General features: G+C 62.6%; 22 protein-coding genes. 15 read left to right on the forward strand and 7 right to left on the reverse strand.

What is annotated here, in order from left to right; genetic code table 11:
- Positions 1–26 precede the first annotated feature (26 nt).
- Positions 27–545 (reverse strand): metallopeptidase family protein, encoded by a 519-nt coding sequence (locus AB4Y87_RS01295; RefSeq protein WP_442002682.1) that lies wholly within the window; start codon positions 543–545, stop codon positions 27–29.
- Positions 546–656: 111 nt separating this feature from the next.
- Between AB4Y87_RS01295 and AB4Y87_RS01300 the strand changes: the two genes are divergently transcribed.
- The 5 genes from AB4Y87_RS01300 to AB4Y87_RS01320 all read left to right on the forward strand — a co-directional run bounded on the left by AB4Y87_RS01300 (position 657) and on the right by AB4Y87_RS01320 (position 5184).
- On the forward strand, positions 657–1064 hold the full coding sequence (locus tag AB4Y87_RS01300; protein ID WP_442002683.1) for a DUF3499 domain-containing protein: 408 nt from the start codon (positions 657–659) through the stop codon (positions 1062–1064).
- A 144-nt stretch (positions 1065–1208) separates the two neighbouring features.
- Positions 1209–1427 carry a Trm112 family protein gene (locus AB4Y87_RS01305; protein WP_416418316.1) on the forward strand — a complete coding sequence of 73 codons (219 nt, stop codon included), beginning with the start codon at positions 1209–1211 and terminating at the stop codon, positions 1425–1427.
- A 56-nt stretch (positions 1428–1483) separates the two neighbouring features.
- Entirely contained in the window at positions 1484–2962 is a 1479-nt protein-coding gene (ahcY, locus tag AB4Y87_RS01310; protein ID WP_442002684.1) for an adenosylhomocysteinase, read from the forward strand.
- Between the two features lie 146 nt (positions 2963–3108).
- Positions 3109–4329: an Ig-like domain-containing protein gene (locus tag AB4Y87_RS01315; protein WP_442002685.1), complete on the forward strand. Its 1221-nt coding sequence runs from the start codon at positions 3109–3111 to the stop codon at positions 4327–4329.
- Positions 4330–4359: 30 nt separating this feature from the next.
- The gene (locus AB4Y87_RS01320; RefSeq protein ID WP_442002686.1) at positions 4360–5184 is read left to right on the forward strand and encodes a pentapeptide repeat-containing protein; all 825 of its coding nucleotides are present in this window, start codon (positions 4360–4362) and stop codon (positions 5182–5184) included.
- A 116-nt stretch (positions 5185–5300) separates the two neighbouring features.
- Here the strand turns inward: AB4Y87_RS01320 and AB4Y87_RS01325 are convergent, their stop codons facing one another.
- Positions 5301–6104: an RDD family protein gene (locus tag AB4Y87_RS01325; RefSeq protein WP_442002687.1), complete on the reverse strand. Its 804-nt coding sequence runs from the start codon at positions 6102–6104 to the stop codon at positions 5301–5303.
- Between the two features lie 129 nt (positions 6105–6233).
- On the opposite strand from AB4Y87_RS01325, the gene AB4Y87_RS01330 reads away from it, so the two are divergent.
- Together AB4Y87_RS01330 and AB4Y87_RS01335 are read left to right on the forward strand one after the other, a co-directional pair.
- Positions 6234–7229, forward strand: a complete 996-nt coding sequence (locus tag AB4Y87_RS01330; RefSeq protein ID WP_442002688.1) for a stage II sporulation protein M — start codon at positions 6234–6236, stop codon at positions 7227–7229.
- Between the two features lie 154 nt (positions 7230–7383).
- Positions 7384–8496 (forward strand): TIGR01906 family membrane protein, encoded by a 1113-nt coding sequence (locus tag AB4Y87_RS01335; RefSeq protein ID WP_442002689.1) that lies wholly within the window; start codon positions 7384–7386, stop codon positions 8494–8496.
- 11 nt (positions 8497–8507) lie between these two features.
- Here the strand turns inward: AB4Y87_RS01335 and AB4Y87_RS01340 are convergent, their stop codons facing one another.
- Complete coding sequence (locus AB4Y87_RS01340) at positions 8508–10340, reverse strand: AMP-dependent synthetase/ligase (RefSeq protein WP_442002690.1); 1833 nt, start codon at positions 10338–10340, stop codon at positions 8508–8510.
- 10 nt (positions 10341–10350) lie between these two features.
- The gene (locus tag AB4Y87_RS01345; protein WP_442002711.1) at positions 10351–12054 is read right to left on the reverse strand and encodes a dolichyl-phosphate-mannose--protein mannosyltransferase; all 1704 of its coding nucleotides are present in this window, start codon (positions 12052–12054) and stop codon (positions 10351–10353) included.
- A 244-nt stretch (positions 12055–12298) separates the two neighbouring features.
- Here AB4Y87_RS01345 and rsmI point away from each other — a divergent pair, with 244 nt between their 5' ends.
- Together rsmI and AB4Y87_RS01355 are read left to right on the forward strand one after the other, a co-directional pair.
- Entirely contained in the window at positions 12299–13195 is an 897-nt protein-coding gene (rsmI, locus tag AB4Y87_RS01350) for a 16S rRNA (cytidine(1402)-2'-O)-methyltransferase (RefSeq protein WP_442002712.1), read from the forward strand.
- Positions 13196–13355: 160 nt separating this feature from the next.
- On the forward strand, positions 13356–14837 hold the full coding sequence (locus AB4Y87_RS01355) for an NAD-dependent succinate-semialdehyde dehydrogenase (protein WP_442002691.1): 1482 nt from the start codon (positions 13356–13358) through the stop codon (positions 14835–14837).
- Positions 14838–14967: 130 nt separating this feature from the next.
- On the opposite strand, the gene AB4Y87_RS01360 is transcribed toward AB4Y87_RS01355, so the two are convergent.
- Genes AB4Y87_RS01360 through AB4Y87_RS01370 form a run of 3 tightly spaced genes read right to left on the reverse strand, consistent with a single transcriptional unit; the run spans position 14968 to position 20114 of the window.
- On the reverse strand, positions 14968–17463 hold the full coding sequence (locus AB4Y87_RS01360; protein ID WP_442002692.1) for a transglutaminase TgpA family protein: 2496 nt from the start codon (positions 17461–17463) through the stop codon (positions 14968–14970).
- On the reverse strand, positions 17460–19013 hold the full coding sequence (locus AB4Y87_RS01365) for a DUF58 domain-containing protein (protein WP_442002693.1): 1554 nt from the start codon (positions 19011–19013) through the stop codon (positions 17460–17462). The genes AB4Y87_RS01360 and AB4Y87_RS01365 overlap by 4 nt, the downstream gene beginning before the upstream one ends.
- Before the next feature lie 12 nt (positions 19014–19025).
- Complete coding sequence (locus AB4Y87_RS01370; RefSeq protein WP_442002694.1) at positions 19026–20114, reverse strand: AAA family ATPase; 1089 nt, start codon at positions 20112–20114, stop codon at positions 19026–19028.
- A 158-nt stretch (positions 20115–20272) separates the two neighbouring features.
- Between AB4Y87_RS01370 and AB4Y87_RS01375 the strand changes: the two genes are divergently transcribed.
- The 6 genes from AB4Y87_RS01375 to AB4Y87_RS01400 all read left to right on the forward strand — a co-directional run.
- Positions 20273–21169: a TatD family hydrolase gene (locus AB4Y87_RS01375; protein WP_442002695.1), complete on the forward strand. Its 897-nt coding sequence runs from the start codon at positions 20273–20275 to the stop codon at positions 21167–21169.
- 294 nt (positions 21170–21463) lie between these two features.
- The gene (locus tag AB4Y87_RS01380; protein WP_442002696.1) at positions 21464–22606 is read left to right on the forward strand and encodes a transglycosylase family protein; all 1143 of its coding nucleotides are present in this window, start codon (positions 21464–21466) and stop codon (positions 22604–22606) included.
- Between the two features lie 26 nt (positions 22607–22632).
- The gene (gene rsmA, locus AB4Y87_RS01385) at positions 22633–23514 is read left to right on the forward strand and encodes a 16S rRNA (adenine(1518)-N(6)/adenine(1519)-N(6))-dimethyltransferase RsmA (protein ID WP_442002697.1); all 882 of its coding nucleotides are present in this window, start codon (positions 22633–22635) and stop codon (positions 23512–23514) included.
- A complete protein-coding gene (locus AB4Y87_RS01390) occupies positions 23511–24503 on the forward strand; it encodes a 4-(cytidine 5'-diphospho)-2-C-methyl-D-erythritol kinase (protein ID WP_442002698.1) in 993 nt (330 codons plus the stop codon). Before rsmA ends, AB4Y87_RS01390 begins: the two co-directional genes overlap by 4 nt.
- Before the next feature lie 36 nt (positions 24504–24539).
- Positions 24540–26369: an ABC-F family ATP-binding cassette domain-containing protein gene (locus tag AB4Y87_RS01395; RefSeq protein ID WP_442002699.1), complete on the forward strand. Its 1830-nt coding sequence runs from the start codon at positions 24540–24542 to the stop codon at positions 26367–26369.
- Between the two features lie 416 nt (positions 26370–26785).
- A partial coding sequence (locus AB4Y87_RS01400; RefSeq protein WP_442002713.1) for a transposase occupies positions 26786–26886 on the forward strand: 101 nt, incomplete at its 3' end.

Here is a 26886-nt window from a genome sequence, read left to right on the forward strand (position 1 = left end):
GCGCTACGGGCCAGGCGCTACCGGCGCTACTGGTAACGACGCCGGTACACGGGATCCAGCGTCTCCGGCGGTACACCGAGCATTTCCGCGGTGTACTCCACCACGACGTCGTGGACGAGGTCCTGGAGCTCTTCCCGTGTTCCGGCAGTCTGTTCCACGACACGGCGGTACACAGTGATCATGGGTGCTTCGCCGCGGCCGCCCGGGGTGTAGGAGCCCATGGGAGCTGCCGTACCTTCGGCCACCAATTGCTCCAGGTTGGGCGGGATTTCGTCGACGGCGAAGAGCACGCCATCCAACTGCTTGCCCCACATATCCTGGAGGCGTTCAGCGGAGTCCAGCACCATGTCGTCAAAACGCTCGGCACGGGTCCGGAAGCCGGGAAGACTTGGGAGCATGAGTTCCCCCCGCAGTCCTCTGCCGTGACGGTTTCTCCGGCGCCGCCGGAAACCACGGACATCCGCGCCGGTGTGTTCCTTTGCCTGATCGCCTTCGGCGTCAGTCCACCGGATTGTGAAGCCAGGAACATGTGGCTGTGACTGCATATATCGACTTTAGTCCCGAGGAACCGCCAACGCGACATCATGGCGAACAGCGCGCCGTGACCGGCGCAGACTGCAGCTTCCGGGCGGGCACGGCCAGCCAATGCGCAGAGTATGGGCCAAAGGGCGCTAATCTGGGATGTTGTGGGTGCTATTCGTCAGTGTTCAAGGTCCGCCTGCCGCCAATCCGCGGTGGCTACTTTGACGTACGTGTATGCCGAGTCCACAGCGGTCCTCGGCCCGCTGGCCACGTACGCCGAACCGCATGCGTACGATCTTTGCGCCCAGCATGCGGAATCCCTTACGGTTCCACGGGGCTGGGAAGTCCTTCGCCTGGCTATGCCAACAACACCTCCGGAGCCTGGCCCGGATGACTTGCTGGCACTCGCCAACGCCGTGCGGGAAGCCGCCTCAGCGGCAACGGACACCCCACCCCGTACCAGTAGGCCGCATGTCGAGCCCCCCGCCATGGTTGAAGGTACGCGCCGTGGCCACTTGCGGATTCTGCGCGAACCGTCCTAAGTCCGTTCTGGCTGAGCCAACTGCGGCAACCCCGGGACTCAAATCGTCGTCGGCTCCTTGGGGGATGGTCGTGCGCTGTAGGCTGGAATCTGCAGATAAATCCGCCAGCGGCGCCACACCCGCGCCATCCAGGGAGCATCATTCATGCCAAAGGTCAGTCCTGAACTGTTGTCCATCCTGCGCTGCCCCGTGACGGGCTCACCGCTGGTCCAGGAGGGCGAGGAGCTTGTTTCAACGGCTGCCGCCGAGAACGGTGAAAAGGTCCGTTACGCGATCGAGGACGGCATTCCCTTGCTTCTGCCCCCGGAACTGCTTGCTGCCTCCAACGCCGCAAGTTCCGGCCAGCACCACGCCAAAGCCTGACGTACTTCCAGAACAGCAATCCCGCACGGTACGCCTAAACATCTATAAGGACTTCCATGACTTTCGACTACAAAGTGGCTGACATTTCCCTTGCCGAGGCAGGCCGCCACCAGATCCGTCTCGCCGAGCACGAAATGCCGGGGCTCATGTCCCTTCGTGCTGAGTTCGGCCCCTCGCAGCCGCTCAAGGGCGCCCGCATCGCCGGTTCGCTGCACATGACGGTCCAGACAGCCGTCCTCATTGAAACCCTCACCGCTCTGGGTGCCGAGGTCCGTTGGGCTTCGTGCAACATTTTCTCCACCCAGGACGAAGCCGCTGCCGCCGTCGTCGTCGGCAAAGGCACGCCGGAGGATCCGCAAGGCGTTCCCGTCTTCGCCTGGAAGGGCGAGACCCTCGAGGAATACTGGTGGACCGCTGAGCAGATCCTCACCTGGCCGGGAGCGGACGAAAACCCGGAGCTGGGTCCCAACATGATTCTGGACGACGGCGGTGACGCCACCTTACTGCTGCACAAGGGCGTCGATTTCGAGGCAGCAGGTGCTGTTCCCGCAGCCACCGAGGAAGATCCTGAAGAGTACGTCCTCATCCTGGACCTCCTTCGCCGGACCCTGGCCGCGGACCCGCAGAAGTGGACGCGCGTGGCAGCCCGGATCCAGGGCGTCACGGAAGAAACCACCACTGGCGTGCACCGGCTGTACCAGCTCGCGGAACAGGGCAAGCTGCTGTTCCCGGCCATCAACGTCAACGATTCCGTCACCAAGAGCAAGTTCGACAACAAGTACGGCATCCGCCACTCGCTGCCGGACGGCATCAACCGTGCAACGGACGTCCTCATGGGCGGCAAGGTTGCCGTGGTTTGTGGCTATGGCGACGTCGGTAAGGGAGCGGCAGAAGCACTGCGCGGCCAGGGTTCGCGCGTCGTAGTTACCGAGATCGACCCCATTTGTGCCCTGCAAGCCGCCATGGACGGCTACCAGGTGGCCAAGCTGGAGTCTGTCCTTGCCCAGGGTGACATCTTCATCACCACCACTGGCAACAAGGACGTCATCATGGCCGAGCACATGCTGGGCATGAAGAACAAGGCCATTGTGGGCAACATCGGCCACTTCGATAACGAGATCGACATCGCCGGACTTGCGAAGGTTCCCGGGGTCAAGAAGGTGGAGATCAAGCCGCAGGTTCACGAGTGGGTCTTCGAGGCCGGTTCCGACTCCGAGCGGTCAATCATCGTTCTGTCTGAAGGCAGGCTCCTGAACCTGGGCAACGCAACAGGCCACCCTTCTTTCGTGATGAGCAACTCGTTCACCAACCAGACGATCGCGCAGATTGAACTCTGGACCAAGAAGGACCAGCCGGCAGGGGAACGCGAATACCAGAAGCAGGTTTACGTCCTGCCCAAGATCCTGGACGAAAAGGTGGCACGCCTGCACCTGGATGCGCTTGGCGTGGAGTTGACGGAACTGAGCAAGGACCAGGCGGACTACCTGGACCTGGATGTTGCAGGCCCTTACAAGCCGGAGCACTACCGCTACTAAGCCAAGTTCAGTTTGCGGTGGCAGTAACCACAAACAGGTAGCCTCAAGCCCGCAGTGAAAGGCCGGACACGTGACCAGCGTGGCCGGCCTTTCGGCTAGAATTGGGTGTTCAGTATTGCTTGCCGGGGGACAGGAAGACAGGAACCATGACGGAAGTCGCCAAACGGAAAACGGGCAAGATCCTTGCCATTGCAGGGGTCTGCGCGGCCCTCGTCCTGGGCGGTATTGGCGTTGCCACCGTTCCTGGATTGCTGGCCGGTGCCACCCCGAACGGCGTGGGAACAACCCAATCCACTCCGACGCCAGAGGCTAAACCCGTGGAGTTGGGCATCACACCGCTGGACGGCGCTGTGGAATGGAATCCAGTGGTTGGCCCCCAGATCAAGGCCGTCAACGGTAAGGTCAAGGACGTAGTTTTGGCGCCAGTTGACGGCGGTACACCTGTGCAGGGGAAGACCAGCGCGGACGGCAGCACGTGGACAACGCTTGAGGTCCTGAAGTTCAAGACCCAGTACAGCTACTCCTTCACCATTGTGGACACTGCAGGTAAGGAAACCAAGAAGACGCAGACCTTCACCACGGTTTCTGCTGCCTACGAAGCCGACGCTTCCATTTATCCGCGCAACGGCACAGTTGCCGGCTCGGGCCAGCCGATCGAAATCAACTTCAGTGAACCTGTGGTTGACAAGGCCGCGATGGAAAAGCGCGTTGCCATCACTGTTTCATCGGGCCAGCCAGTCGCGTGGCATTGGTACTCGGACAAGAAGGTCCGCATTCGCCCGGAGGCATTCTGGGCGTCGGGAACCACGGTCACAGTGGATATGAAGCTCCTGGGCGTCGATTTCGGCAACAACATGATTGGAAATGGCGATGTTGTTTCCACTTTCACTACTGGGCCGCAGCGCGTGGCTGTAGTGGATGACAACACCAAGACCATGAACGTGTATTTCGACGGCCAATTGATGCACACCGCGCCCGTATCGCTGGGCGGAGAAGACTGGCTTTCGCCCACCGGCTACGCCGTGATCCTGGAGCAGGAACGCAAATCGAACTTCAACGCTGGAAGCATCGGCCTCAAACCCGGGGACAAAGGCTACTACGCTCCTATGGTGGTGGATTATGCCAACCGCCTCACCTGGTCCGGCGTCTATGTCCATCAGGCCCTGGAGTCCGCTTGGGGCGCCATTGGACGCGTGAACGTCTCCCACGGCTGCGTTGGGTTGCTGCCAGACGACGCCGCGTGGTTCTTCAACAACATGAAAACCGGCGACGTCGTGCAGATCCTGAATACCGGTGCGCCCGCTGTGGAACCCTTGGAGGGCTTCGGCGACTGGAACATCCCTTGGACCAGCTACGCCCAGCGGTAGCCGCTATTTCCAGCCGGGGACACAATTGCTGTGACTATTCCGCCAACCCTTCGCCCGGACTGCGGCAATTGCTTCGCCCTCTGCTGCACCGCCCTTGGCTTTGCCCGCTCGGCTGATTTCGCGATCGATAAACCCGCTGCTTCGGCCTGCCCGAACATGGCCAGCGACTTTTCCTGCACCATCCATCAACGGTTGCGGCCCCGCGGATTCAGCGGATGTACCGTCTTTGACTGCTTCGGCGCAGGCCAAGTGGTTTCCCAGCACACATTCGGGGGCACGAGTTGGGTCCAGGACCCAGCGTCCAAGTCCTCGATGTTCGTTGTCTTCAAGGTGGTCAAGCAACTGCACGAAATGTTGTGGTACTTGTCCGAAGCTGAGCAACGCGCTTTCGATCCGGAGCTGGCGGCCACCGCCCGCCGGCTGTCCACAGATATTGAAACCACATCCCAAGGCGAAGCTTCCGCAGTCCTGGCTGCCGACGTCGGACATTTACATGCTGAAGTGCGTGCCCTGCTGATGGAGGTCAGCGAGGAGGTGCGCGCTTCATATGGGGCTGAGGGCCGTGAAATGCCCGACGGCGGACTCCACCCGGGTGCCGACCTCATGGGCGCCAATTTGGCAAAGCGACAACTGTGCGGCTCGGACCTCCGCGGTGCCTACCTGATACGGGCAAACCTGGAGCGCAGTGATTTAACCGCCGTGGACCTCCTCGGCGCCGATTTGCGAGATTCCCGTCTCCACGGTGCCAACCTCTCCAGGTCCCTCTACCTGACCCAACCGCAAATCAACGCCGCCCAAGGAAACCCTGAAACGCGCCTACCCGAAAGACTCACGACGCCGGCGCACTGGCACTAAGAAGGGCGGCGAAAGGCTGGGGGTCGGGGTCCGGCAGCGTGCGTCCAAGCGAGGAACGAGCGAACGTGCCTGGACAGTACAGCCGGCGGCCTCCGGCCGGAAGCGCCGGCGTTGTCTCAGCCCTGGGTAAACGGCAGCTTGCGCAGCCTTTCGCCGATGGCGGCGTTGCGCTGTTCCGCCGTGCGCAGGCGGACAAGTTCGCGGTTGCGTCGCTCGCCGAGGACTGCCCCTATGTAGTCTTCGGGGATAGTTCCGGCGGGCGGTGGCGGCGCGACGTAGTTGGCCAGCTCGGAGGCCAGTGCTGCGGCCATCCTGACGCGTGAGGATGGTGCCATGAGGTATGCCTGCTGAACGAAGGTTCCGGCCCGGCGGGCTGTGGCGTCGGGGATCCGGCCAATGTCCGCCATGGCTACCCATGGTTGGAGGTAAGGGGGAGCGCCGGGAAAGATCCTCGGCTCGGAGGGCACGCGCTGCCGCAGCGAGTATGTGCCGGCTACGACGTCGCCGAGGCGCTTGGATTTGTCGTTGAAAAGTGCCACGCCGATAGCGAGGCCACCGAAGGTCATGTAAATCTCGAGGAACCCCAGCATCCCACGGATGACCGCGTGCCGGAACCTGATGGAACCGCCGTCGTCCCGGACCACACGCAGGCCCGCGGCCAGTTTCCCCAGTGAGCGGCCGCGGGTGAGCGTCTCCACAGTGACGGGAACGATGACGAAGGAGAAGACGACACAGGCCAGGATCATGGCCCGGACCGCGGCTTCATCGAGATCCCGGGCGGCGGAGAGGACCAGGACGATGAGGAGGATCAACATCAGGACGTTGGCAATGACGTCCAGAATGAGCCCCAGAGCGCGGGCGGCGAAGGACGCCGGGCGCAACTCCAAGACCACTGCCTCGCCTGTGATGATTGAACTCAAGTCCGCCCCCGGTGCGTAGCAATCGCGGCGGGCGCATCAAGTACCCGCATCAACGAGTCTAGCCGCGCCCATCCCGACGGACAGGGGTAGGGCAGACAGGGACTGGGCAGACAGGGATAGGGTGGTGCCGTGGACATCGATGCCTTTTCGGCCGTGCATGGGAACAAATGGTCGCGGCTCACTTTTCTGGCCCATAAGCGGCGGCTCACTGGGTCCGAAGCCGACGAATTGCTGCGCCTGTACCAGACTGTCTCCGCACATCTGTCACTCATCCGCTCGGTGGCTCCCGAGACGGCCTTGTCCTCATCCCTGTCTGCCGCACTTGCCCAGGCTCGAACCAGGTTCACCGGGGCACGTTCGAACTTCATGGAAGACCTCGCCCGCTTCTTCGTCATCGCACTGCCCGCGGCGTTCTACAGACTCCGATGGCTGACGGTGTGGTGTGGGGTCTTCTTCATGCTGGTGAGTGGCGCGTACGCACTTTGGATCGGGGCGTCGCCTGAGGCGCTGCGAGCCGCATTTGGCAGCGATGACAGGGTACGTCAGTACATTGAAGACGATTTCATCGACTACTACTCGGAGAACCCGGCCGCGTCCTTTGCCGGCGCGGTCTGGACCAATAACGCCTGGATTTCCGCTCAAGCCGTTGCGTTCGGAATTACGGGATTTTGGGTGCCCATGATTCTCTTCCTCAACGCCCAAGGCGTAGGCGCGGCTGCCGGTGTGTTTGCCTCTGCGGGAAAATTGGATGTCTTCTTCAGTTACATCCTTCCCCACGGACTCATGGAACTTACCGCAGTTTTCATCGCCGGCGCAGCCGGGCTGAAAATTTTTTGGTCAATGGTCCGGCCCGGACCCAGGACGCGGATGCAGGCCGTCGCCGACGAAGGGCGTTCCCTCATCACGGTTGCCCTCGGCTTGGTTCTGGTACTTCTCATTTCGGGCGTGGTGGAAGGATTCGTGACACCAAGCCCCTTGCCGGTTTGGATGAAGATCGCGATCGGGGCACTGGTCCTGGCAGCTTATTGGACGTACACCCTGGTTCTGGGTGGACGTTCATTCCGTTCGGGCGCCACTGGGGACCTTGACAGCCATGACGCCGGCTACCGGGGGATTGCGGTCTAGGCGAACATGCCCGCACCTTACAGTTGCGTTTCGATCTTGCTATACGCGGGGTGGCTCCTCGTCTCTGCCCAAACCCGGACTGTAGGCTCGAATGCAGACAAGAGTGCCGGCAGCATGGTTACGCCGGTGGGATGCCTACGGAAGTGAAACCGCTGTGAGTGACAAGAGCCGAAAACCACAAGATCCGGAGACGGACGTCCATGAGGACCCCGACGAGCCGGCCTTTGACTGGATGAAGCCCACCGCGCCGGGTGGTTCTTCTGCTGCTCCCTCAGGCCAGGTCCCGGTTCAGCCGGAGAGCCGCGCTGACCGGAAGGCTGCCGAGTCCGCGGACGTGGAGCCGGAGCCGCCGCTATTCGCTGAGACGGTGGCGGATGCGCCCACAAGCCGCCAACCCTCGCACTATTCCGAACCTTTGCCGACGTCGGCCCTTCAGGTTCGTCCGCCGGAGGACGAGGTTGCCAGGCGCAATGCAGAACGCGAGCAGGCAGCGAAGGTCAAGCCAATGGGCCCGAGGATTTTCCAGGTACTGCTCGCGGTCTTCTTCCCTGTGATCCTCCTGGTGCTGGCTGTCCGGGCAGTGACCAGCCCCCTCTTCCTCTGGGTTGAATACAACCGGCCGGGTTTCCCGGGAGACGGGTACGGGTTCAGCACGGACGATCGCATGACTTATGGCTCCTACGCTGTGGACTACTTGAGCAACTGGTCGGGGCCACGGTATTTGGGTGGCTTGGTCAACCAGGACGGCGCCAAGCTTTTCAAAGACAGCGAAGTCGCGCACATGGCGGACGTGAAGATGGTCATTCTGACATCCTTTGGTGCCGGCCTGTTGCTCATTCTTCTGAGCATCATCGCCATTGCCTACTTGCGTAAGCGCAGTGAAGGTGGCGTTCGGCGTGGGCTCTTCGCCGGCTCCATCGTCACTTTGGTCATCATCATTGGCCTTGCAGTGTTGGCAGCCCTGAGCTGGCAGCAGTTCTTCACCGAGTTCCACCGGATCTTCTTCGCCAATGGCACCTGGACCTTCTCCCTGGAAGACACGCTCATCCGTCTCTTCCCGGGACAGTTCTGGGTGGATGCCGGAATCGTCATTGGAGCGCTCGTGTTCCTGGCGGCGACGGTCACCTTCATCCTCACCTGGCCCACGCGGCGTCGCCGGGGTTTGGACTCAAAGTCAGCGGCCGAAGAAGAAGCATCCTCAACAGAGATCGACGACGACGGCGAGGCGGAAGGTCTCCGTAAGGACACCAACGACACCGTCGCATAACCACCGAGCCGCTACTTTTCGTAAAGCTTTTCCACCAACGACGAGAAGTCCTTAACCACAACGGCCCGCTTCAGCTTCAGCGAGGGCGTCAAGTGCCCCGACTCGACGCTGAGATCTGCAGTGATAAAGCCAAACTTACGGATCGATTCAGCGGACGAAACCAGGGTGTTCGCTTCGTCCACGGCGGACTGAACTGCTGCACGGACGCGCTCGTCCTTCGCGGCTTCACTGGGGGACATGGCGTTACGCTTGTTCTCGGCGCACCAGTCTGCGAGTCCTTCGGGATCCAGTGCCACCAGCGCTGCGACGAACGGCTTGCCGTCGCCCACCACCACGGCCTGTCCCACGAGCCGGTGCTCCCGTAGTTTCTCCTCAAGGGGAGCGGGAGCGACGTTCTTGCCGCCAGCGGTGACCAACAGGTCTTTCTTCCTGCCGGTGATAGTCAGGAACCCGTCGGCGTCGAGCTCGCCCAGGTCTCCTGTGCGGAAGAAGCCGTCCACGAAGGCCTCAGCGGTGGCGGCCTCATTCCGGTGATAGCCCTTGAAGACGCCGATTCCCTTGACCAACACCTCCCCATCCTGTCCCACGCGGATGGTGGTGCCGGGCAACGGTATGCCAACAGTCCCTATTCGGGACATGCTTGGCGTGTTGACGGTGCAGGGCGCAGTGGTTTCGGTCAGGCCATAGCCCTCAAGGACCGGGATTCCCGCGCCGTGGAAGAAGTGGTTCTCCCGGAGGCTGAGGGGGCTGGCTCCGGACACGGTGTAGCCGACGGCCCCGCCGAAGACCTCCCGCACCTTGGGGTAGAGGAGTTTGTTGAATGCCGAGTGCTTGAGACCAAGGAACCAGCCTGGACCGGGCCCCTGCCCGCGGGCGGCGAGGTCCACCGCCGTCGAATATTCGACGGCGGTGGCGGACGCAGCGGCGAACAGTCCGGACTTTCCTGACATGGCGGCTTTGTGTCCGGCCCCGGCGTAGACCTTTTCGAAGATCCGGGGAACTGCGAGCAGGAAGGTGGGTTTGAAAGCTCCCAGGTCCGCCATGAGACCGCTGGCACCGGAGCTATGCCCCAAGGTGACGCCTGCGGTGAGGCAGACCACCTGGACTGCCCTCGCCAGGACATGTGCCAGCGGTAGGAATATCAACGTTCGCGCGCCGTGCTGCATCAGCAGTTCGGGAAGGAACGGGATCACGTTCCGGGCAACGAGTACGAAGTTGCCATGGGTTATTTCGCAGCCCTTGGGTTTGCCGGTTGTGCCGGAGGTGTAGACGATCGAGGCGACATCGGACAGGTTGGCGGCGCTGCGCTGGCGCTCAAGTTCGGCATCCATAATGCCAATTCCGACGGCGGCGAGGCTGGTCAGGTTGGGGGCCTCGCCGTCGTGCTCCATACGGATGATCGTCACGGGGTCCTCACCCAAGGCTGTCGAGTTCTCAACCAGGCCGCGAAGAAGGTCTGCCTTGGAGGTGTCCTCCACAAAGATGCGCCGGGCGCCGGAATCGGCAAGGATCCACTCGATCTGGCTTGCCGAAGACGTTTCATAAATGGGCACGGTAACTCCGCCAGCCATCCAGATGGCGAAGTCCACCAAGGTCCATTCGAAACTTGAACGGGACAGCACAGCTACAGGATCGCCGGGGTTGACGCCTCCTGCGATGAGGCCCTTGGCCAGGGCCTGCACGTCCGCGAGGAAGCGCGCAGCGGGAACGTTCAGCCAGCCATTGGCTGTCTTATGGGCGTACAGGTTGCCGAACGGGTCCTTGGCGCATCGTTCCAGAAGGAGGTCGGTCACGTTGGTATTCTCGTCGGCCTCGACCAGAAGCTCCGTGCTTGCCTCCCTCACGATCTTCCTCCTAGATCCACGATGGCATCCACATTCTCATCCGCCATTCCTGGTAGCTGATGACTTCGGCGGTCAGCACAGGATAGAAAAAAGCTGTGGCCAGTACGGCCAACACCACAATCAAGCCCACGACGTAAAGTCCGGATCTCCGCCGCCAGGGAGGATCGCTGCTGCGACCCAACACCAGCCCCAGAACGTACGTCAGGGCCAGCACCAGGAAGGGTTCAAAGGAAACTGCGTAGAAAATGAACATCGTGCGTTCCGGGTACATGAACCACGGCAGGTATCCGGCCGCGACTCCAGCCAGGATGGCCCCGGCCCGCCAATCCCGCCTGCCGGCCCACCAGAAGAGCAGGATCACCAGGGCTATGGTGCCGCCCCACCACACAATGGGGTTGCCTACGGGCAGGATGGCCGAGGAACAGGTCTCGGCAAGGCAGCCAGCAGTTCCCTGCTTCGGCGATTGGTAATAGAACGAGGTGGGCCTGCCCATGACCAGCCAGGTCCAGGGGCTGGACTCGTAGGGGTGGTCGGCACTGAGGCCCTGATGGAACTTGTAGGCCTCAAGGTGGTAGTGCGCAAGAGAACGCACGGAATTGGGCAGCCAATCCCACCCGGGCGCGGGATTGGTGGCCGCCCACTGGCGGTAGTAGGCATCCTTGGAGAGGAACCAGCCGGTCCACGTGGCCACGTAGGTGGCTGCCGCAATCGGGACAATGGTTAGGAAAGCCGGCAGGCCATCCTTCATGAGCGCTGCACTGGGCCAGCTGCGGATCCCGGCGATGCGGCGGGCGCTCATGTCCCAGAAGACAGTCAACAAGCCGAAAGCCGCGACGAAAAACAGCGCAGACCATTTGGTGCCTACGGCCAGGCCCAGGCAGATCCCGGCAACCAGGCGCCACCAGCGCATCCCCAACCAAGGACCGGCCAACAGCTGCGCGGTGGAAGGCCTGCCATCGGGCGAAGCAGCCGCCCGGGCGGCGAGCCTGGACGCAAGGCGACGCCGGCCGTCGTCGCGGTCCAACAACAGCGCGCCAAAGGCGGCAAGGATCCAGAACGCGAGGAAGATGTCCAGCAGGGACGTTCGGGACAACACCAGATGGTGGCCGTCAACCGCGAGCAGCAACCCGGCCACCGCGCCAAGGGTGTGGGAACGGAAGAGCTTCAGCGCGATGAGCGAGAGCAGGAAGACCGTGAGCGTCCCAGTCAAGGCGGCACCGAAACGCCAGCCGAACGGATTGTCAGCCCCAAACAACCACATACCAAAGGCGATCATCCATTTCCCGACCGGAGGATGAACTACGTACTCCGGGGTATTGAGCAGGATGTCAGGATGGCCGGCGTTGAAGGAATCGTTGGCATTTGCCGGCCAGCTGCGTTCGTATCCGCTGACGAGGTACGAATAGGCGTCCTTGACGTAATACGTTTCGTCGAACACCAGGCTGTGTGGGACCTCAAGACGGAAGAAACGCAGGATTCCGCCGATAACAGCCGTGATAGTAGGAATCAACCAGAACCATAAACGCAACGACGGCGGGTAGTCCCGCCAGGTTTGGATCACCCCGATCAACCGCGACTTCAGGGCGTCTTCTGTATAGGCCGTGGTGGGGCTGGCGATCCAGGGGTGGCCTGCCAGCCGGCGTCCCAGAGCCGGTCTGGTGTTCCTGTTGCGGTCGCTAGCAGCGTGCTGTCCGGAAGGAGGGCGCCAGGACATGCTCGTCTTGGTCATTGTTGTCCTGGTGGTTTCTTCCGCGCCATTGGTTGCCGCCACGTCCGTGGCTCCGGAACGTAACGCCGAGGCTGCGGGGGTTCCGGAATCGGTGGTGGGAACGGGGGACTGGCTCACCCGCCCATGCTACCTTTCCATCCTTACTGCGGCGTTGAGGTGCGCGCGGCATTAGGCTTGGCAGGTGGAAGAACAGCGCAGCACCCCGGACGAAGCCCCCTTTGACGATGCATTGGCGGTTGATGAACCGGCGGTTGATGAACCGGACGCCGGTGCCGCCGCGAGCCCATCCACAGCGAGTGGCAGGATTGTGCTTGCTGCCACTCCCATAGGCAACGTGGGCGATGCATCGTCCCGCTTGATTGAGCTCCTGGCGACCTCGGACATCGTTGCCGCGGAGGACACCCGCCGCCTGCATCGGCTGGTCCAGGCCTTGGGCGTGGAGGTGTCCGGGCGCGTCATCAGCTATCACGAACACAATGAGGTAGCCAAGACCGGTGAGCTGCTGGACTACGTGCGGGCTGGCAAAACCATCCTGATGGTGAGCGACGCCGGAATGCCGGCCGTCTCGGACCCAGGCTTCCGCTTGGTGGAAGGCGCTGTAGCGGCTGGCCTGACTGTCACTGCTGTTCCGGGACCTTCCGCCGTGCTGACAGCCCTTGCATTATCCGGGCTGCCCACAGACCGCTTTTGCTTCGAGGGCTTCCTGCCACGGAAGTCGGGGGAGCGGAATTCCCGTCTGGCAGACTTGGCTGACGAGCGCCGCACCATGGTCTTCTTCGAGGGACCGCACCGGCTCGAAGTGATGCTTCGGGCACTGCACGAGCGCTTCGGGGCAGAACGGCGCGTTGCTGTTTGCCGTGAACTGACCAAAACCTATGAGGAAGTGATCCGCGGAACGCTGCGCGAGCTCCTGGAGTGGGCGGAAAATAACGAGGTTCGCGGTGAAATTGCCGTGGTTGTAGGTGGAGCTCCCGAGCAGGCCCCCGGCAAACCGGAAGACCATGTGGCTGCCGTGAACGAGCTGATCTCCCAGGGAATCCGGCTGAAGGAAGCCGTTGCCGCCGTGGCGGATGATGCCCGTGTCAGTAAGCGGGAGCTGTATTCCGCGGTGCTTGCAGCCCGCTGATCCTCCCTGTGCAGATGCACAATTTGGCGAGCCTATGGCAGTGCGTGAAGGCGTAGACACTGCTTCTCGCATGGCAGTACCGTGGCAGTAATTCAAGCCAATTCTGGCAAGGAACCCTAGTGGTGCAACCCTCCAATGCACCCAAGACGAAGGAGTCGCCATGACTGTCACGGTTGAACGCGAAAGCGAACTGCTGGCTTCCGTCCCCACCGGCCTGCTGATCAACGGTCAGTGGGGCCCGGCGGGATCCGGAAAGACCTTTGATGTTGAGGACCCGGCTACGGGCAAGGTCCTGCTCAGCATCTCCGACGCCGGTGCTGAAGACGGTGCGGCCGCCCTCGACGCCGCCGCTGCCGCCCAGGCTGACTGGGCACGCACTGCGCCCCGTGAACGTGGCGAGATCCTGCGCCGTGCCTTCGAACTGGTCACCGAGCGCGCCGAGGACTTCGCCCTGCTCATGACCCTCGAAATGGGCAAGCCGCTGGCAGAAGCCCGCGGCGAGGTCACGTACGGTGCCGAGTTCCTGCGCTGGTTCTCCGAAGAAGCCGTCCGTGTTTCGGGCCGCTATTCTGCTGCACCGGACGGCAAGAACCGCCTGCTCGTGCAGAAGAAGCCGGTTGGGCCCTGCCTGCTCATCACGCCGTGGAACTTCCCGCTGGCAATGGCAACCCGCAAGGTAGCCCCCGCCGTCGCCGCTGGCTGCACCATGGTGCTCAAGCCCGCAAACCTTACCCCGCTGACCAGCCTGCTCTTCGCCCAGGTCATGCAGGAAGCCGGCCTTCCGGCAGGTGTCTTGAACGTTATCCAGACCTCCACAGCCGGTGCTGTCACCGGGCCGCTGATCAAGGATGACCGCCTCCGCAAGATCTCCTTCACCGGCTCCACCCCGGTAGGCCAGGCCCTGATCCGCGAAGCCGCTGACAAGGTCCTGCGCACCTCCATGGAACTCGGCGGCAACGCTCCGTTCGTCGTCTTCGAGGACGCCGACCTGGACAAGGCCGTTGAAGGCGCCATCGCCGCCAAGATGCGCAATATGGGCGAGGCCTGCACAGCAGCAAACCGCTTCATCGTGCACGAGTCCATCGCCGACTCCTTCGCCGAGAAGTTCGCCGCGAAGATCGGCTCCCTCACCACGGCACGCGGTACTGACCCGGAGTCCAAGGTTGGTCCGCTGATCGACGGCAAGGCCCGCGATGGTGTTCACGCCCTCGTCACCGAAGCTGTAGCAGGAGGTGCCACAGCAGTGACCGGTGGCGCCGCCGTCGACGGTCCCGGCTACTTCTACCAGCCCACTGTGCTGAAGAACGTCCACGCCGACTCCCGTATCCTCCAGGAAGAAATCTTCGGACCTGTGGCCCCGATCGTCACGTTCTCCACCGAAGACGACGCCATCCGCCTGGCCAACAACACCGAATACGGCCTGGTTGCCTACGTCTTCACGAAGGACCTCAACCGTGGCCTCCGCGTCAGCGAAAAGCTCGAGACCGGCATGCTCGGCCTCAACGCCGGCGTCATCTCCAACGCCGCTGCACCGTTCGGTGGCGTCAAGCAGTCCGGCCTGGGCCGCGAAGGCGGCTCCGAAGGCATCGAAGAGTACCTCTACACCCAGTACGTAGGTATCGCTGACCCTTACGCCGACTAGGTCCCTGGGTCCCGTCCACCGCTCTCGCAACAAGACCGGTAGAGACAAGCAAGGGCCCGACTCCGGAACCATAAGTTCCGGAGTCGGGCCCTTTGCTGTTCCCGGGCGAGCCGTTGTGGTGTTTGCGGTCTTAGCGGCGTTGCGGAAGAAGTCCCTTGACTGCATGGCCGGATCTGGCAATCCCTCGCCCCGTCCGCCGGAACAGGGACCCCACAGCGCGGAAGGGGGCACCGAGTGCGTGGAACCAGCGGCGCATGAGCGACGGCGGCAGCCAGTTGGCGCGGAAGCGAACCAGCCAGTTGGTATTGTTCCGCAACGATTCACGAACGACGGCGATCCTGGCCGCCGCCGGCGAGGCGGCCTCCATCGGGCGACCATAACGTTGCCGTTCGAAGTCCGCGGTGAGTGAAGCGACGGCGGCATGAGCGGCGTCGTCGAGACCTCCGGCCTCACCCAGAATGGAACTTGAACGGAGCCGGGCGGAAAAGTGCCTTGGCGTCTCACTGGGCGTGGACGGCACACCATAATCCGTGGCGAGGTCCTGCAACTCTGCCCATGCGAGGGCAGCGGAATCATGGTGACCCCGTGATGCCCGATCCGCTGGTTCCTTGGGATTCAGCCGGCGGCGTCGCAGGATTACCCTGCTCAGCCTCGGCGAGCCAAGGAAAGCCGCGAGCAACAGCACTGACGAAATCGTGGCAATAACCGTTGGCAGGGGGTCACTTGGAGCAGAGCCGGCAGTTTGCGCGTCGCCTCCCGGCAGCGGAACAGTGGTCGGAGGAGGCGTCACTGCGGTGCCTGGAACGTCCTTCTCGTCAGCATTGGTGCTCAGGCCGCCCGGGACTGAGGACTCGGTGGCGTACTCCGGAACAACGCCGCGCGATGGGGTCGGCTCAAAGGGTACCCACCCGAGTCCTTCAAAATAGAGCTCGGGCCATGCATGGGCGTCACGGGCGTCTACCTCATACTCCGGGAACGATCCCTGACCTACCAAGGCGACAGTTTCGCCCGTAAGCCGGCCGGGTGCGTATCCCACTGCGATGCGGCTGGGGATGCCCTCCACTCGGGCCATGACCGCCATGGCGGAGGCGAAATGGACGCAATAGCCGCTCTTGACCGCCAGGAAGTCCGCCAGCACGGACAGCCCGTTGCCGTCATAGCCGTTTTGTACCGGAGCCTGGAGGGAATACGTGAATTCACTGGAGCGCAAGTATTTCTGGATGGCCAGCGCCTTGGCGTAGTTGTTGCCTGCTGAAGACGTCACTTGCTCCGCCGTCTGGCGCACAATGYTTGGCAGGTTCCCTGGAACGCGGAGGAAATCCTCCGAAATGGACTTTGGCTTACCCGTGGCTTGGGACAGTGCCTGCGCCGTGATCTTGGGTGCGGCCGAGAAGACCACATACCGTTGTGCCAGTGTGCTGGTCTCGGTGCTCATGATGCTCAGGGTGGCTGGATCCCAGGTCCAACGGCCGTTCAGCCCATTAACGGAGACGGGGGCGAACGGTGYCGGTAAGTAAGGGCTGGTGAACAAACCCGCGTTGATGGACGTCACCGCATTCACGACTTCTCCCTGGATGGAGTAGCCCGGCTCTATCCGGTCCACCCCGCTCCGCCTTGACGCGGAGCGGTCATCGGGAGCCCAGGTTTCGCCGTCGAAGTGGTCAATGGTGACGGACCTCAGGTAAGTGGCGGCGCTGGAACTTGTGGAGTACGTGACGCGTCCTGCCCCCGTGGGACTCCGCAGGCTGTTACCCAGGGTGATCATCGGATTCAGGCCGTTCGAGGTACCCCAGGGGCTCAGCCGCGAACCTTGCGGGAAGGTGCCGGTTTCAAACCCTGGAATGGCCAATGGAACAACCAACGCCAAACCCAGTGCCAGTGCGCCCGTTACCAGGGAGCGCCTGATCTGGCCGGAACTTCGTGGTGCTCCGGACTGCAGCCTCGCATCAGGCGCGAACCAATGGCTGCAACCAAGAATGAGCAGATACCCCACGGTGGCCCCAACGAAACCTGCGACACCTACGCTTTGCGGCTTGATGGTTGCCGGAACCACCATGACGGCGAGGAGGCCGATTCCACTGGCGGCCGGCATCGATAGCGGCACTGCCAGAGCGTCAATCAGGATCACCAGGAGTCCCAGGCAGGCGCAGGTGACGAAGACAATCCCAGCGTTGGGTGCCACTGGAGCGCTCTCCGACACAACTGTCTCTGCGGCGCGCTTGATGAGCCGGCCTACCGCGGTAAACGTCCCGGTGGTGGGGACAAAGCCCAGGAAGCTGTCCTGCCGGCAGAAAGTGAAACTGAGTATCCCGGCCAACGCGGCCAAGGAGCCCAACGTGGTAAGCAGAGGCTGGATCCGGAGGGTCCTGAGGATGGCCAGCGTCAGGGCCACAGCCACAACGGTGGTGATCAGGGGCATGAACCAGGCCCAACCCCTGAACACTCCATTCAGCGATAGAGCTGAACCGAGAACGGCCACGGCCACCGAACCGGCCATGATCCACGGGTAGAGGCCGGGCGGCCGGGCTCGCTGTGGGGGAGGAGTGGGGGCGTCTCCGCCGGCCCCCTGTTGCGGTAGGCCTCGCGGGTACGTTGCGGGGGACCCACGATGGGACGTGGCGGTCATCGTGGCACCGCCGCTCCGCGCCGTACGTCCATTGCCGCACTGGCGGCTAGGACTATTCCGCCTTCGTCGAAGCCGGACCAGGCCGCCGTCAGTGGTGTCTTGGACGTGACGGAGACAGCTTTCCAGCCGCCTTGCCTCAAGGTTTCCAGGACATCGTCCTTGTTGCGGGAGTCATGGTTGCGGGAGTCCGGGTTGCGGGACTCGTTATTGCTTTGAGGGTCCGTAACTACTATCGCGAAGGCGTTGGCGCCATAGCCGGCCGCTGGAGCAAGGGCCTTGGCCTCGGCCAGGGTCAGGTTGCCAAGCAAGGCAAGGAGCGGGCCGCGCAACCGATGTGCGGCGAGCTTGTCCATCAGGCGGTCATCGAAGACGGAATCAACGTTTTCCTGGCCCGGTACCTCCGATGCCCCATTTAGACGGTGAACCGTAGAACCAGAGGGTTCAGGGGAGCGCTGTTCATGCTCCGGACTACTTTCTCCCGTGCGGTGGTGTTCAGCCCTGTGGTGGTCAACCCAGTGGTGTTTTGGTCCGCTCAATTCAATGGCGGCCAAGCCTTCGGCAATGGCATGAAGGCCGGCGACGCCACTGAACTCTTCCACGCCCGGGTCTGGTGCCGACGGCGAGCGAATGAAGGCCGGGCTACCGAAGGCGTCCAGGACGCGCAGCGAGTAGTTCCGTTCTGCCAAGTGCGCGCTGATGGACATTGCCGCTGTTACAACCCACTCAAAATTCGGGCTGGTCACGAGGTCGGAGTCGTCGTCGTGCGAGCTGAAAACCGAGCTACTGCCGGAGGCGAAGGCCGCGAAACGTTGGTCAAGGATGATGGTGGCTTCCGGAGTGGTGACCGATTCCTCCTGGCGGACCATGAGCTGTCCGTGGCGCGCTGTGGCGGGCCAGTGGACGCGGCGCATGGGATCCCCATGCCGGTATTCGCGCGTCATGATGTCGTCATCGCTGGGGTTCGCCCTGATCCGGGTGGCCGTTACGCCATCGTTCCCACGCGCCCCGGCGAGTCCCGTTACGGGAAGTTCGACGGCGGCCGGCGTCACAGTGAGGAGGTCGCCGTCGTCGATGGCATGACGCCGCAACGACAAGCCGAAGGGGTCGCTGAACTCGGCAGTAACAGGACCTATGCGGAACTGTCCCCGCTTGCCGGATCGCAGATGGTATTCGTAGCGGCTGGTGCCGCCTGTTGCAGTCCGCGCCGGGAAGCGGAAAGCCGGCGGATCGCCGAACCGTGGAGGCAATTGTTCCTCCATGATCACGTGGCCTGTGGAGAACGTGGAACGGGCAACCGCCAGGCGAACGGTGGTGGCGGTGGACGTTTCCACGGTGGAGGGATTGAATTCCCGGTACACCTGGAACTTGGGTTTCAGCACCCGGACTCCGGCCAGCGCAACCAAGGGAAGTATCAACAAAAATACGGCCAGAGTCAGGAGATCGCGCCTGCCCATAATGTACGCACATACAAGCGAGAGAACCCCGGCGGCGAGCAATCCCCATCCGCGGCTGGTGAACAAATGCTTGGGGAGCCGATCCACGAGTGCCATGCCCGCTGTCTCCTATGCGCTTTGCTTGTCCCTGCGCCACGCGCCAGGCGGCTCCTGGGCGACCGGGAGGGAAGCGAGGATGCCCCGCAGGACGGTTTGGGGAGTATCGCCGGAACTCGCGGCCTTCCGGTCCAGGATGATGCGGTGGGCGAGTACCGATTCGGCCACGTCCACGACGTCGTCGGGAAGAACAAAATCGCGTCCATCCAAAGCTGCCGTAGCCTTCGCGGCGCGCAGCAACTGCAGCAAGGACCGCGGACTGGCGCCGAGTCGAAGGCGGGCACTTTCACGGGTGGCCCGGCCAATGGCAACCGTGTATTCCTTGATGGCCGTGGACACGTAAACCTGCTGGACGGCTGCAATCATGGCTGCCACATCGGCCGCTGTGACCACCGGGGTTACGTTGATCAAAGGAGAGGACGCCTGATGCGTTTCCAGCATCTCGATCTCGGCATCCCTGTCCGGATAGCCCATGGAAATCCTGGCCATGAAGCGGTCGCGCTGGGCCTCGGGCAGCGGATAGGTGCCCTCCATTTCGATGGGATTCTGCGTTGCCACGACCATGAAAGGCAATCCCAGCTGGTACGAATGCCCGTCCACCGTCACCTGATGCTCTTCCATGCACTCCAGGAGCGCAGACTGGGTCTTGGCCGAGGCGCGGTTGATTTCGTCGCCGATCACGATGTTCGCGAACACGGCACCTGGCCGGAACTCGAACTGCCGTGAAGACTGATTGTAGATGGACACGCCCGTCACATCAGAGGGCAAAAGGTCCGGGGTGAACTGGATACGGGACACTGTGCAGTCCACGGTCCGGGCCAGTGTCTTTGCCAGCAGGGTCTTGCCAACCCCGGGCACATCCTCCAGCAGGAGATGGCCCTGGGCCAGGAGAACCGTCAGTGCAAGCTTTGCTGCGTCTGCCTTGCCATCGATGACCTTGCTGATGGATGCCAGGATGCGCTCGCTGGCATCGTGGAAACGTTCCGCGTCCATGACCTGCGGCTTGTGTCCGTTGAGCGCCGCGGCGTCCCGGGGCAGCGCACTGTACGCCTCGCCCTGAAGTCGGGTAGGTTCAACGGTGACTTGTCGCTTGGACTCCATGGATTGCCCTTCAGCCGTGGCCAACGCCGGTGTCGGCCGTCTGTCCGTTCCAGACTACCCAGACTTTGGCCGTCCCTGACATAGTGCTCCGGGAATTTATGTGCCAACTGGAATTTATCTCCAAGCATGGGGGACCGCGGTCCGATTAAGGTGGGAACATGTGCAATTCCCTCGCCCCCGCTCCCTACCGCGCGTCCTCTGATGCAACAGAAGCATCGGATTCCCGCAAAGAGTACCCGCCAGCCCCGGAACCGCTTCCCGTCCCCGTGATGGACAACCACACCCACTTGGACTTCCGGCACGGTTTGATCGAAGTCGGCGTTGCGGATGCCATGGATGCCGCCGAAGTTGTTGGTGTCCAAGGGGCGATCCAGGTTGGCTGCGACCTGGAATCCTCGCGCTTCACGGTACAAGCTGTCCAGGCCGATGCCCGCCTGCTGGGAGCCGTTGCCATCCACCCCAACGACGCACCCGCCTACGCGGGGCGGGGGGAACTGGAATCGGCGCTGGCAGAGATCGAGGAACTGGCCCGCCACCCACGGATCCGTGCCATCGGCGAGACAGGATTGGACTTCTTCCGAACCCACGGTGAGGGCCTGACACATCAGCGGTATTCCTTCCGGAGGCACATCGACATCGCCAAGCGGCTTGGCCTCACGCTGCAGATCCACGACCGCGACGCCCACGATGACGTGGTGCAGGTGCTGAACGAGGAAGGCGCCCCTGAGCGGGTGGTTTTCCACTGCTTCTCCGGCGACGAGGAACTGGCCCGCATCTGCAATGACAATGGCTGGTACATGTCCTTTGCAGGGACTATGACGTTCAAGAATGCGGGCAACCTCAGGGCAGCGTTGGCTATTGCCGAGCCCAGCCGGATTCTGGTGGAAACAGATTCGCCATTCCTCACGCCACACCCGTACCGTGGCCGGCCAAATGCGAGCTACATGGTGCCATACACCGTTCGCTCGATGGCGGAAGTGACAGAAGATGACCTTTCAGAACTTTGCGCCAGGCTTGCTCAAAATACCGTAAATGCCTACGGATCGTGGGGCTGAAACGGGCTGTTCGAACCCCTCTGGGATTGACGGCGATGAATACCCGGTATGTAGAATTCTTGGTCCGTTTATAACGGATCGGTTACTGTGTACAACAAGTAGCCGGGGTCGGGGAAGGCCTTCGGACAACTGGCCCGGATCCGTCCGGGCTCTTTAGTTGAATGTATTTGGCGGCGCAGATGCCGGCAGCAGAGGGTGGGACCAGGCTTTCTTGCCTGGCCCCTCAGTTTTGCGGCTGGCATTGTTTTTTGCGCTTTTCCCCGTGCCCGGATGGTCTGAGAGTTATGGGCAATCGTGATCAAGTTCTTCACAACGGATGGCAAGTTCAGCTTTCTCAAAGTCGGTGCCCAGTTGCTGGTTGTTGTAGCACTGGTGGTCGGTGTGGTCGCCTTCGTCGGCAACAACAAGACAATCACCCTGAATGTTGATGGCAAGGTGAGCTCCATCCAGACCTTCGGCGGCACAGTTGACCAGGTGGTCAAAGCAGCCAAGGTCGAGCTGAAGGACGCAGACCGTGTTTCACCGGACCTTGATACCCAGGTGGAAAACGGCTCGGTGGTCAATATCAACCTCGCCAAGGCCGTCTCCATCGAATTGGACGGCGCCCGCAAGACCGTCAACACCAACGCGCCGGACGTCGCCGGCTTGGTCAGTGAACTGGGAGTCGCTAGCTCCTCCGAAATCTCCCAGCCGAAGGACGCCTCCCTGGCTGTTACCGGCTCCTTCGTTTCCATCTCCACGCCCAAGACGATCAGCTTGGTAGCTGACGGCAAGGACACCAGCACCACCACGACGGCGCCCGACGTCGCCACCGTCCTGAAGGACGCCGGAGTCACCTTGGGTGCCAGCGACCGCGTCTCCCAGCCCGGCAACGCACCGGTCATCCAGGACATGGTGATCAAGGTCTCCCGGGTGGACACCAGCAAGACCGCCGACGCCACTGAGGAAGTGCCGTTCGAAAGCGTCAGCACCGATAGTGCCGATCTCTACAAGGGCGACGAAAAAGTGACCCAAAAGGGCGTTGCAGGTTCCGTTGTGAAGACGTTCAAGCTGGTCCTGGTGGATGGCCGGGAAGCTTCCCGCACCCTTGTATCCAGCAATGTCACCACCCAGCCCGTCACCGAAAAGATCGCGGTCGGAACCAAGGCCCGCCCCGTCGCTGCCAAGGCTGCCACGTCCAGTGGTCCCACCGGCGCCCCGAACGAAGCCATGTGGGACAGGATCGCCCAGTGTGAGTCCGGCGGGAACTGGTCCATCAACTCCGGCAACGGATACTACGGCGGACTGCAGTTCTCCAGCCCCACGTGGTTGGCCAATGGCGGCGGCGCCTACGCCCCCACCGCCAACCTTGCGACCAAAGCACAGCAGATCGATATCGCCAACCGCCTCTACGCCAGGAACGGCCTCAGCGACTGGGGCTGCGCGCACGCAGCCTGACCCCGCACAGGCGATACGATACCTAGGTGACTGAACCGAATTCCGAACCCGCCGCCGTCGTGCCTTTGATGGGCGCCACAGACATCCGACGGTTAGCCGAGGAAATCGGTGTCCGCCCTACCAAGACCTTGGGCCAGAACTTTGTCATTGACGGTAATACGATCCGCAGGATTGTCTCAGCCGCCAATATCGACGCCGGGGAAACCGTCCTTGAGGTGGGTCCAGGTCTGGGCTCCCTGACGCTTGGCCTGCTGGACGCGGCGCGCACTGTTGTTGCAGTCGAAATCGATCCCGTGCTCGCCAGGAAGCTCCCCGAAACTGTTCGTGCATGGCGGCCCGAGGCTGAAGAGAACTTCCACCTGGTCCTCTCGGACGCCATGAGGGTTACAGAACTGCCAGTGCAACCGACAGCACTGGTGGCCAACCTCCCGTATAACGTGGCCGTCCCTGTGGTGCTTCACTTGCTGCAACACTTCCCGAGCCTGCAGCATGGCCTGGTCATGGTGCAGGATGAGGTCGCAGACCGCCTGGCAGCAACTCCTGGAAGCAAGATCTACGGCGTGCCCTCGGTCAAGGCTGCCTGGTACGGGCACATGCGCAAGGCCGGCGTGATCGGCATGAACGTGTTTTGGCCTGCTCCGAAGATCCACTCGGGACTCGTTGCCTTTACCCGTCATGACCCACCCGCCACGCACGCCACCCGGGAGCAGGTGTTTGCTGTCATTGACGCCGCCTTCGCCCAGCGTCGTAAGACACTCCGTGCAGCATTGGCTGGCTGGGCCGGCAGTGCGGCAGAGGCCGAAAGGTGCCTCGTCGCCGCAGGCGTTGATCCCACAGCCCGGGGCGAAGTCCTGGACATCTCTGCCTACGTCCGGATTGCCGAAGCCCGCCACCCAGCGGACGCATGAGTCCGAACACCCGCAAACCCAGCGGCCTGCCCTACGTAGGCGATCGCTTCCATGCCCGGACGGTGCGGGTCAAAGCGCCCGGGAAGATCAACGTTTCCCTGAGCGTTGGTCCGTTGCGCCCCGACGGCTACCACTCCGTGGCAAGCGTCTACCTGGCCGTTTCCTTGTACGAGGAAGTGGCAGCCACCAGCACCGAGGCTGAAGGAATTACCGTCAGCATCAGCCCCAACAGCACCCTGGACCTGGACGGCGTCGATATTCCCCTGGACGAAAGCAATCTGGCCTACAAGGCGGCAGCCATCATGGCTGAGCTGTCCGAGAACCCAACCGGCGTCCACCTTGAAATAACCAAGCGCGTCCCGGTTGCCGGAGGCATGGGTGGGGGCTCCGCCGACGCCGCCGCTACCTTGCTTGCGTGCGATGCCCTGTGGAACAGCGGCCTTTCCCGCGAGGAACTTGCCCACCTGGCAGCCGAACTGGGCGCGGACGTTCCGTTCTCGCTCCTGGGCGGGACCGCCGTCGGACTCGGTGTTGGCGACAAATTGTCACCCGCGCTTGCGAAGGCACAAATGGACTGGGTGCTGGTATTTGCCGACTATGGCCTCTCCACGCCAGACGTTTTCCACACGCTGGACGGACTTCGCGACTCCGAGGGCGTGGAAATCCCCGAACCCGTAGACGTTGACCCCACAATCCTCCAGGCCCTGCGCCACGGCGATCCCGAGACCCTCAGCCGGGTGCTGATCAACGATCTCCAGCGGGCATCCATCGCCCTGGCCCCACAGCTCCGGGACACCATCGGCCTGGGCGAAGCTCGCGGCGCCCTGGCAGGCATGGTGTCCGGATCCGGGCCCACCATCGCACTGCTTGCCAGGGACTCGGTGTCCGCCAGCGTCCTCGCTGAAGAGCTGACCCATCGAGGCCACACAGCAGTCGCCGTCCACGGACCCGTGCCCGGCGCCCGGATCATCTCCGATACCCTCCTCTAGTAGCTCCCGCATTCCAGCAGTAGAAAGTAGTACCCATTGGCCCACCTGCTTGGCGGCGAAAACCTCACCGTTTCGTTCGCGACCCGCACTGTCCTCGACGGCGTCACCCTCGGTTTGGAGGATGGCGACCGCATCGGCATGGTCGGCCGCAACGGCGACGGAAAATCAACGCTCATGCGTTTGCTCGCCTTGCGCTCGACGCCCGACTCCGGCCGCGTCACCAAACGCGGGGACATCAACGTCGGCTACCTCGACCAAGGCGACGTGCTCGACGGCGACCTGACAGTCGGCGCTGCGATCGTTGGCGACCGCGCGGACCACGAATGGGCGGCCAACCCCAAGATCCGCGAAGTCATGGGCGGACTGGTTGGGGATGTCGATTGGCACGCCAACGTCCATGCCCTCTCCGGCGGACAGAAACGCCGTGTCGCGCTGGCCAAGCTCCTCATCGAAGACCACGACGTCATCATGCTGGACGAACCCACCAACCACCTCGACGTTGAAGGCGTGGCCTGGCTGGCAAAGCACCTCAAGACGCGCTGGCGCGCCAACCAAGGCGCGTTCCTGGTGGTCACCCACGATCGCTGGTTCCTTGACGAAGTTTGCAACTACACCTGGGAAGTCCACGACGCCATGGTGGACATGTTCGACGGCGGATACGCCGCTTACGTTTTGGCGCGCGCAGAGCGCGACCGGACGGCCGCCGTCGTCGAAGGTAAACGCCAGCAGCTCGTCAAAAAGGAACTGGCGTGGCTTCGGCGCGGCGCCCCGGCCCGGACTGCCAAGCCCAAGTTCCGGATCGAAGCTGCCAACGACCTCATTGCAGACGTTCCGGATCCCCGGGACTCCGTAGCGCTCAGCAAGATGGCAACCGCGCGTCTGGGCAAGGATGTGCTGGACCTTGAGAACGTGACCCTTGATTTTGTCGACGGAGCAGACGGGCAGAAACTCTTCGACAACATCACCCTGCGGCTCGCCCCTGGCGAACGACTTGGTTTGGTGGGCGTCAACGGGGCTGGCAAGTCCACGCTGCTCAAGCTTCTCAACGGCGAAATCCAGCCCACGTCAGGGAAAGTCAAACGCGGTAAGACCGTGGTCACCGCCGTGCTCACCCAGGACGTGAAGGAGCTCGACGACGTCTCGGACCTGCGCGTCATTGAGGTCATCGAGCGGGAAAAGCGGTCCTTCAGTGTAGGCGGTAAGGAATTCACCGCCGGCCAGCTCGTGGAGCAGCTCGGGTTCACCAAGGAAAAGYAATGGACACCCGTCAGAGACCTCTCCGGTGGTGAGCGCCGTCGACTCCAACTCCTGCGCCTGCTGGTAGGGGAGCCCAACGTACTCATGCTCGACGAGCCCACCAACGACCTCGATACTGACACCCTGGCCGCCGTCGAAGATGTCCTGGACGGTTGGCCCGGCACGCTGGTTGTGGTGAGCCACGACAGGTACCTCCTGGAACGCGTCACGGACAACCAGATGGCCCTCCTTGGTGATGCCAAACTCCGCGGCTTGCCCGGCGGTGTGGATCAATACCTCGAACTGCGCGAGGCGGCGCTGGCTTCCGGCGCCGTTGGCGGGGGATCCGGTGCGCCCACTTCTGCGAGTGGCGGTGCTTCTGCACCTGTTGCTTCGGGTGCCAGCGAAGCCGAAAAGCGTGAAGCCCGCAAGGACCTCAACAGGATCGACCGCCAGCTCGGCAAAATCGCACAGCAGGAGGAAAAGCTGCACACCCAAATGGCCGCGAAATCCGAATCCGGGGACTTCGACGCGCTGGGCGAACTCAACGCAAAGCTCCAGGAACTCCTGGGGGAGAAAGAAGGCCTGGAGCTCGAATGGCTGGAGGCCGCCGAAACCCTCGGCGAGTAGGGCCGGGCCGGCTGTAAACATCCTCTGCGTGCTGCTCCTTCGTCGCTTTGACGCACGCTGCCGGATGTTTACAGCCGCCGATGCTGCCGGCCGTCGGTTCAGATGCGGCGGGGGTTGGGGGTTATTGGGCTGGTTTGTACCCCGCTTTGACGCACGCTTCCGGATACCCGCCGCCCCGCCCCTGATCGTTCTCTCACATCCTGCGTGTTTTTGACCGACGTTCTCTCACGTCCTGCGTTTTTTTGACCGACGTTCTCTCACGTCCTGCCAGTTTTTGGCGGATGCTCTTTCATTTCCCGCACAGGGCATGCCTCTGCCAACCCCTGGATCCACCGTTTATCCGACACTCCCCAGGCCAGCGACGAGAGTGCGGTCGTATGGTTTTGTGAGACAGCTTGATGGGAGCTTCACTTCAGATGACCACGCCCAGAAGAAAATACGATGCCGCTTTCCGTGAGGACGCTGTGCGGCTTGTTTTGTCCACGAACCGGTCGGTGAAACAGGTCGCCGAGGAGAT

It is taken from the genome of Paenarthrobacter sp. RAF54_2 (assembly GCF_052113945.1).
Lineage (GTDB): Bacteria > Actinomycetota > Actinomycetes > Actinomycetales > Micrococcaceae > Arthrobacter.

Coding starts and splice junctions, on each gene's coding strand:
- AB4Y87_RS01370 (WP_442002694.1), bottom strand. CDS start 20,114: ATGGAGTCCAAGCGACAAGTCACCGTTGAACCTACCCGACTTCAGGGC.
- ahcY (WP_442002684.1), top strand. CDS start 1,484: ATGACTTTCGACTACAAAGTGGCTGACATTTCCCTTGCCGAGGCAGGC.
- AB4Y87_RS01305 (WP_416418316.1), top strand. CDS start 1,209: ATGCCAAAGGTCAGTCCTGAACTGTTGTCCATCCTGCGCTGCCCCGTG.
- AB4Y87_RS01295 (WP_442002682.1), bottom strand. CDS start 545: ATGCAGTCACAGCCACATGTTCCTGGCTTCACAATCCGGTGGACTGAC.
- AB4Y87_RS01315 (WP_442002685.1), top strand. CDS start 3,109: ATGACGGAAGTCGCCAAACGGAAAACGGGCAAGATCCTTGCCATTGCA.
- AB4Y87_RS01300 (WP_442002683.1), top strand. CDS start 657: ATGGGCCAAAGGGCGCTAATCTGGGATGTTGTGGGTGCTATTCGTCAG.
- AB4Y87_RS01355 (WP_442002691.1), top strand. CDS start 13,356: ATGACTGTCACGGTTGAACGCGAAAGCGAACTGCTGGCTTCCGTCCCC.
- AB4Y87_RS01365 (WP_442002693.1), bottom strand. CDS start 19,013: ATGGCACTCGTGGATCGGCTCCCCAAGCATTTGTTCACCAGCCGCGGA.
- AB4Y87_RS01375 (WP_442002695.1), top strand. CDS start 20,273: ATGTGCAATTCCCTCGCCCCCGCTCCCTACCGCGCGTCCTCTGATGCA.
- AB4Y87_RS01390 (WP_442002698.1), top strand. CDS start 23,511: ATGAGTCCGAACACCCGCAAACCCAGCGGCCTGCCCTACGTAGGCGAT.
- AB4Y87_RS01345 (WP_442002711.1), bottom strand. CDS start 12,054: ATGTCCTGGCGCCCTCCTTCCGGACAGCACGCTGCTAGCGACCGCAAC.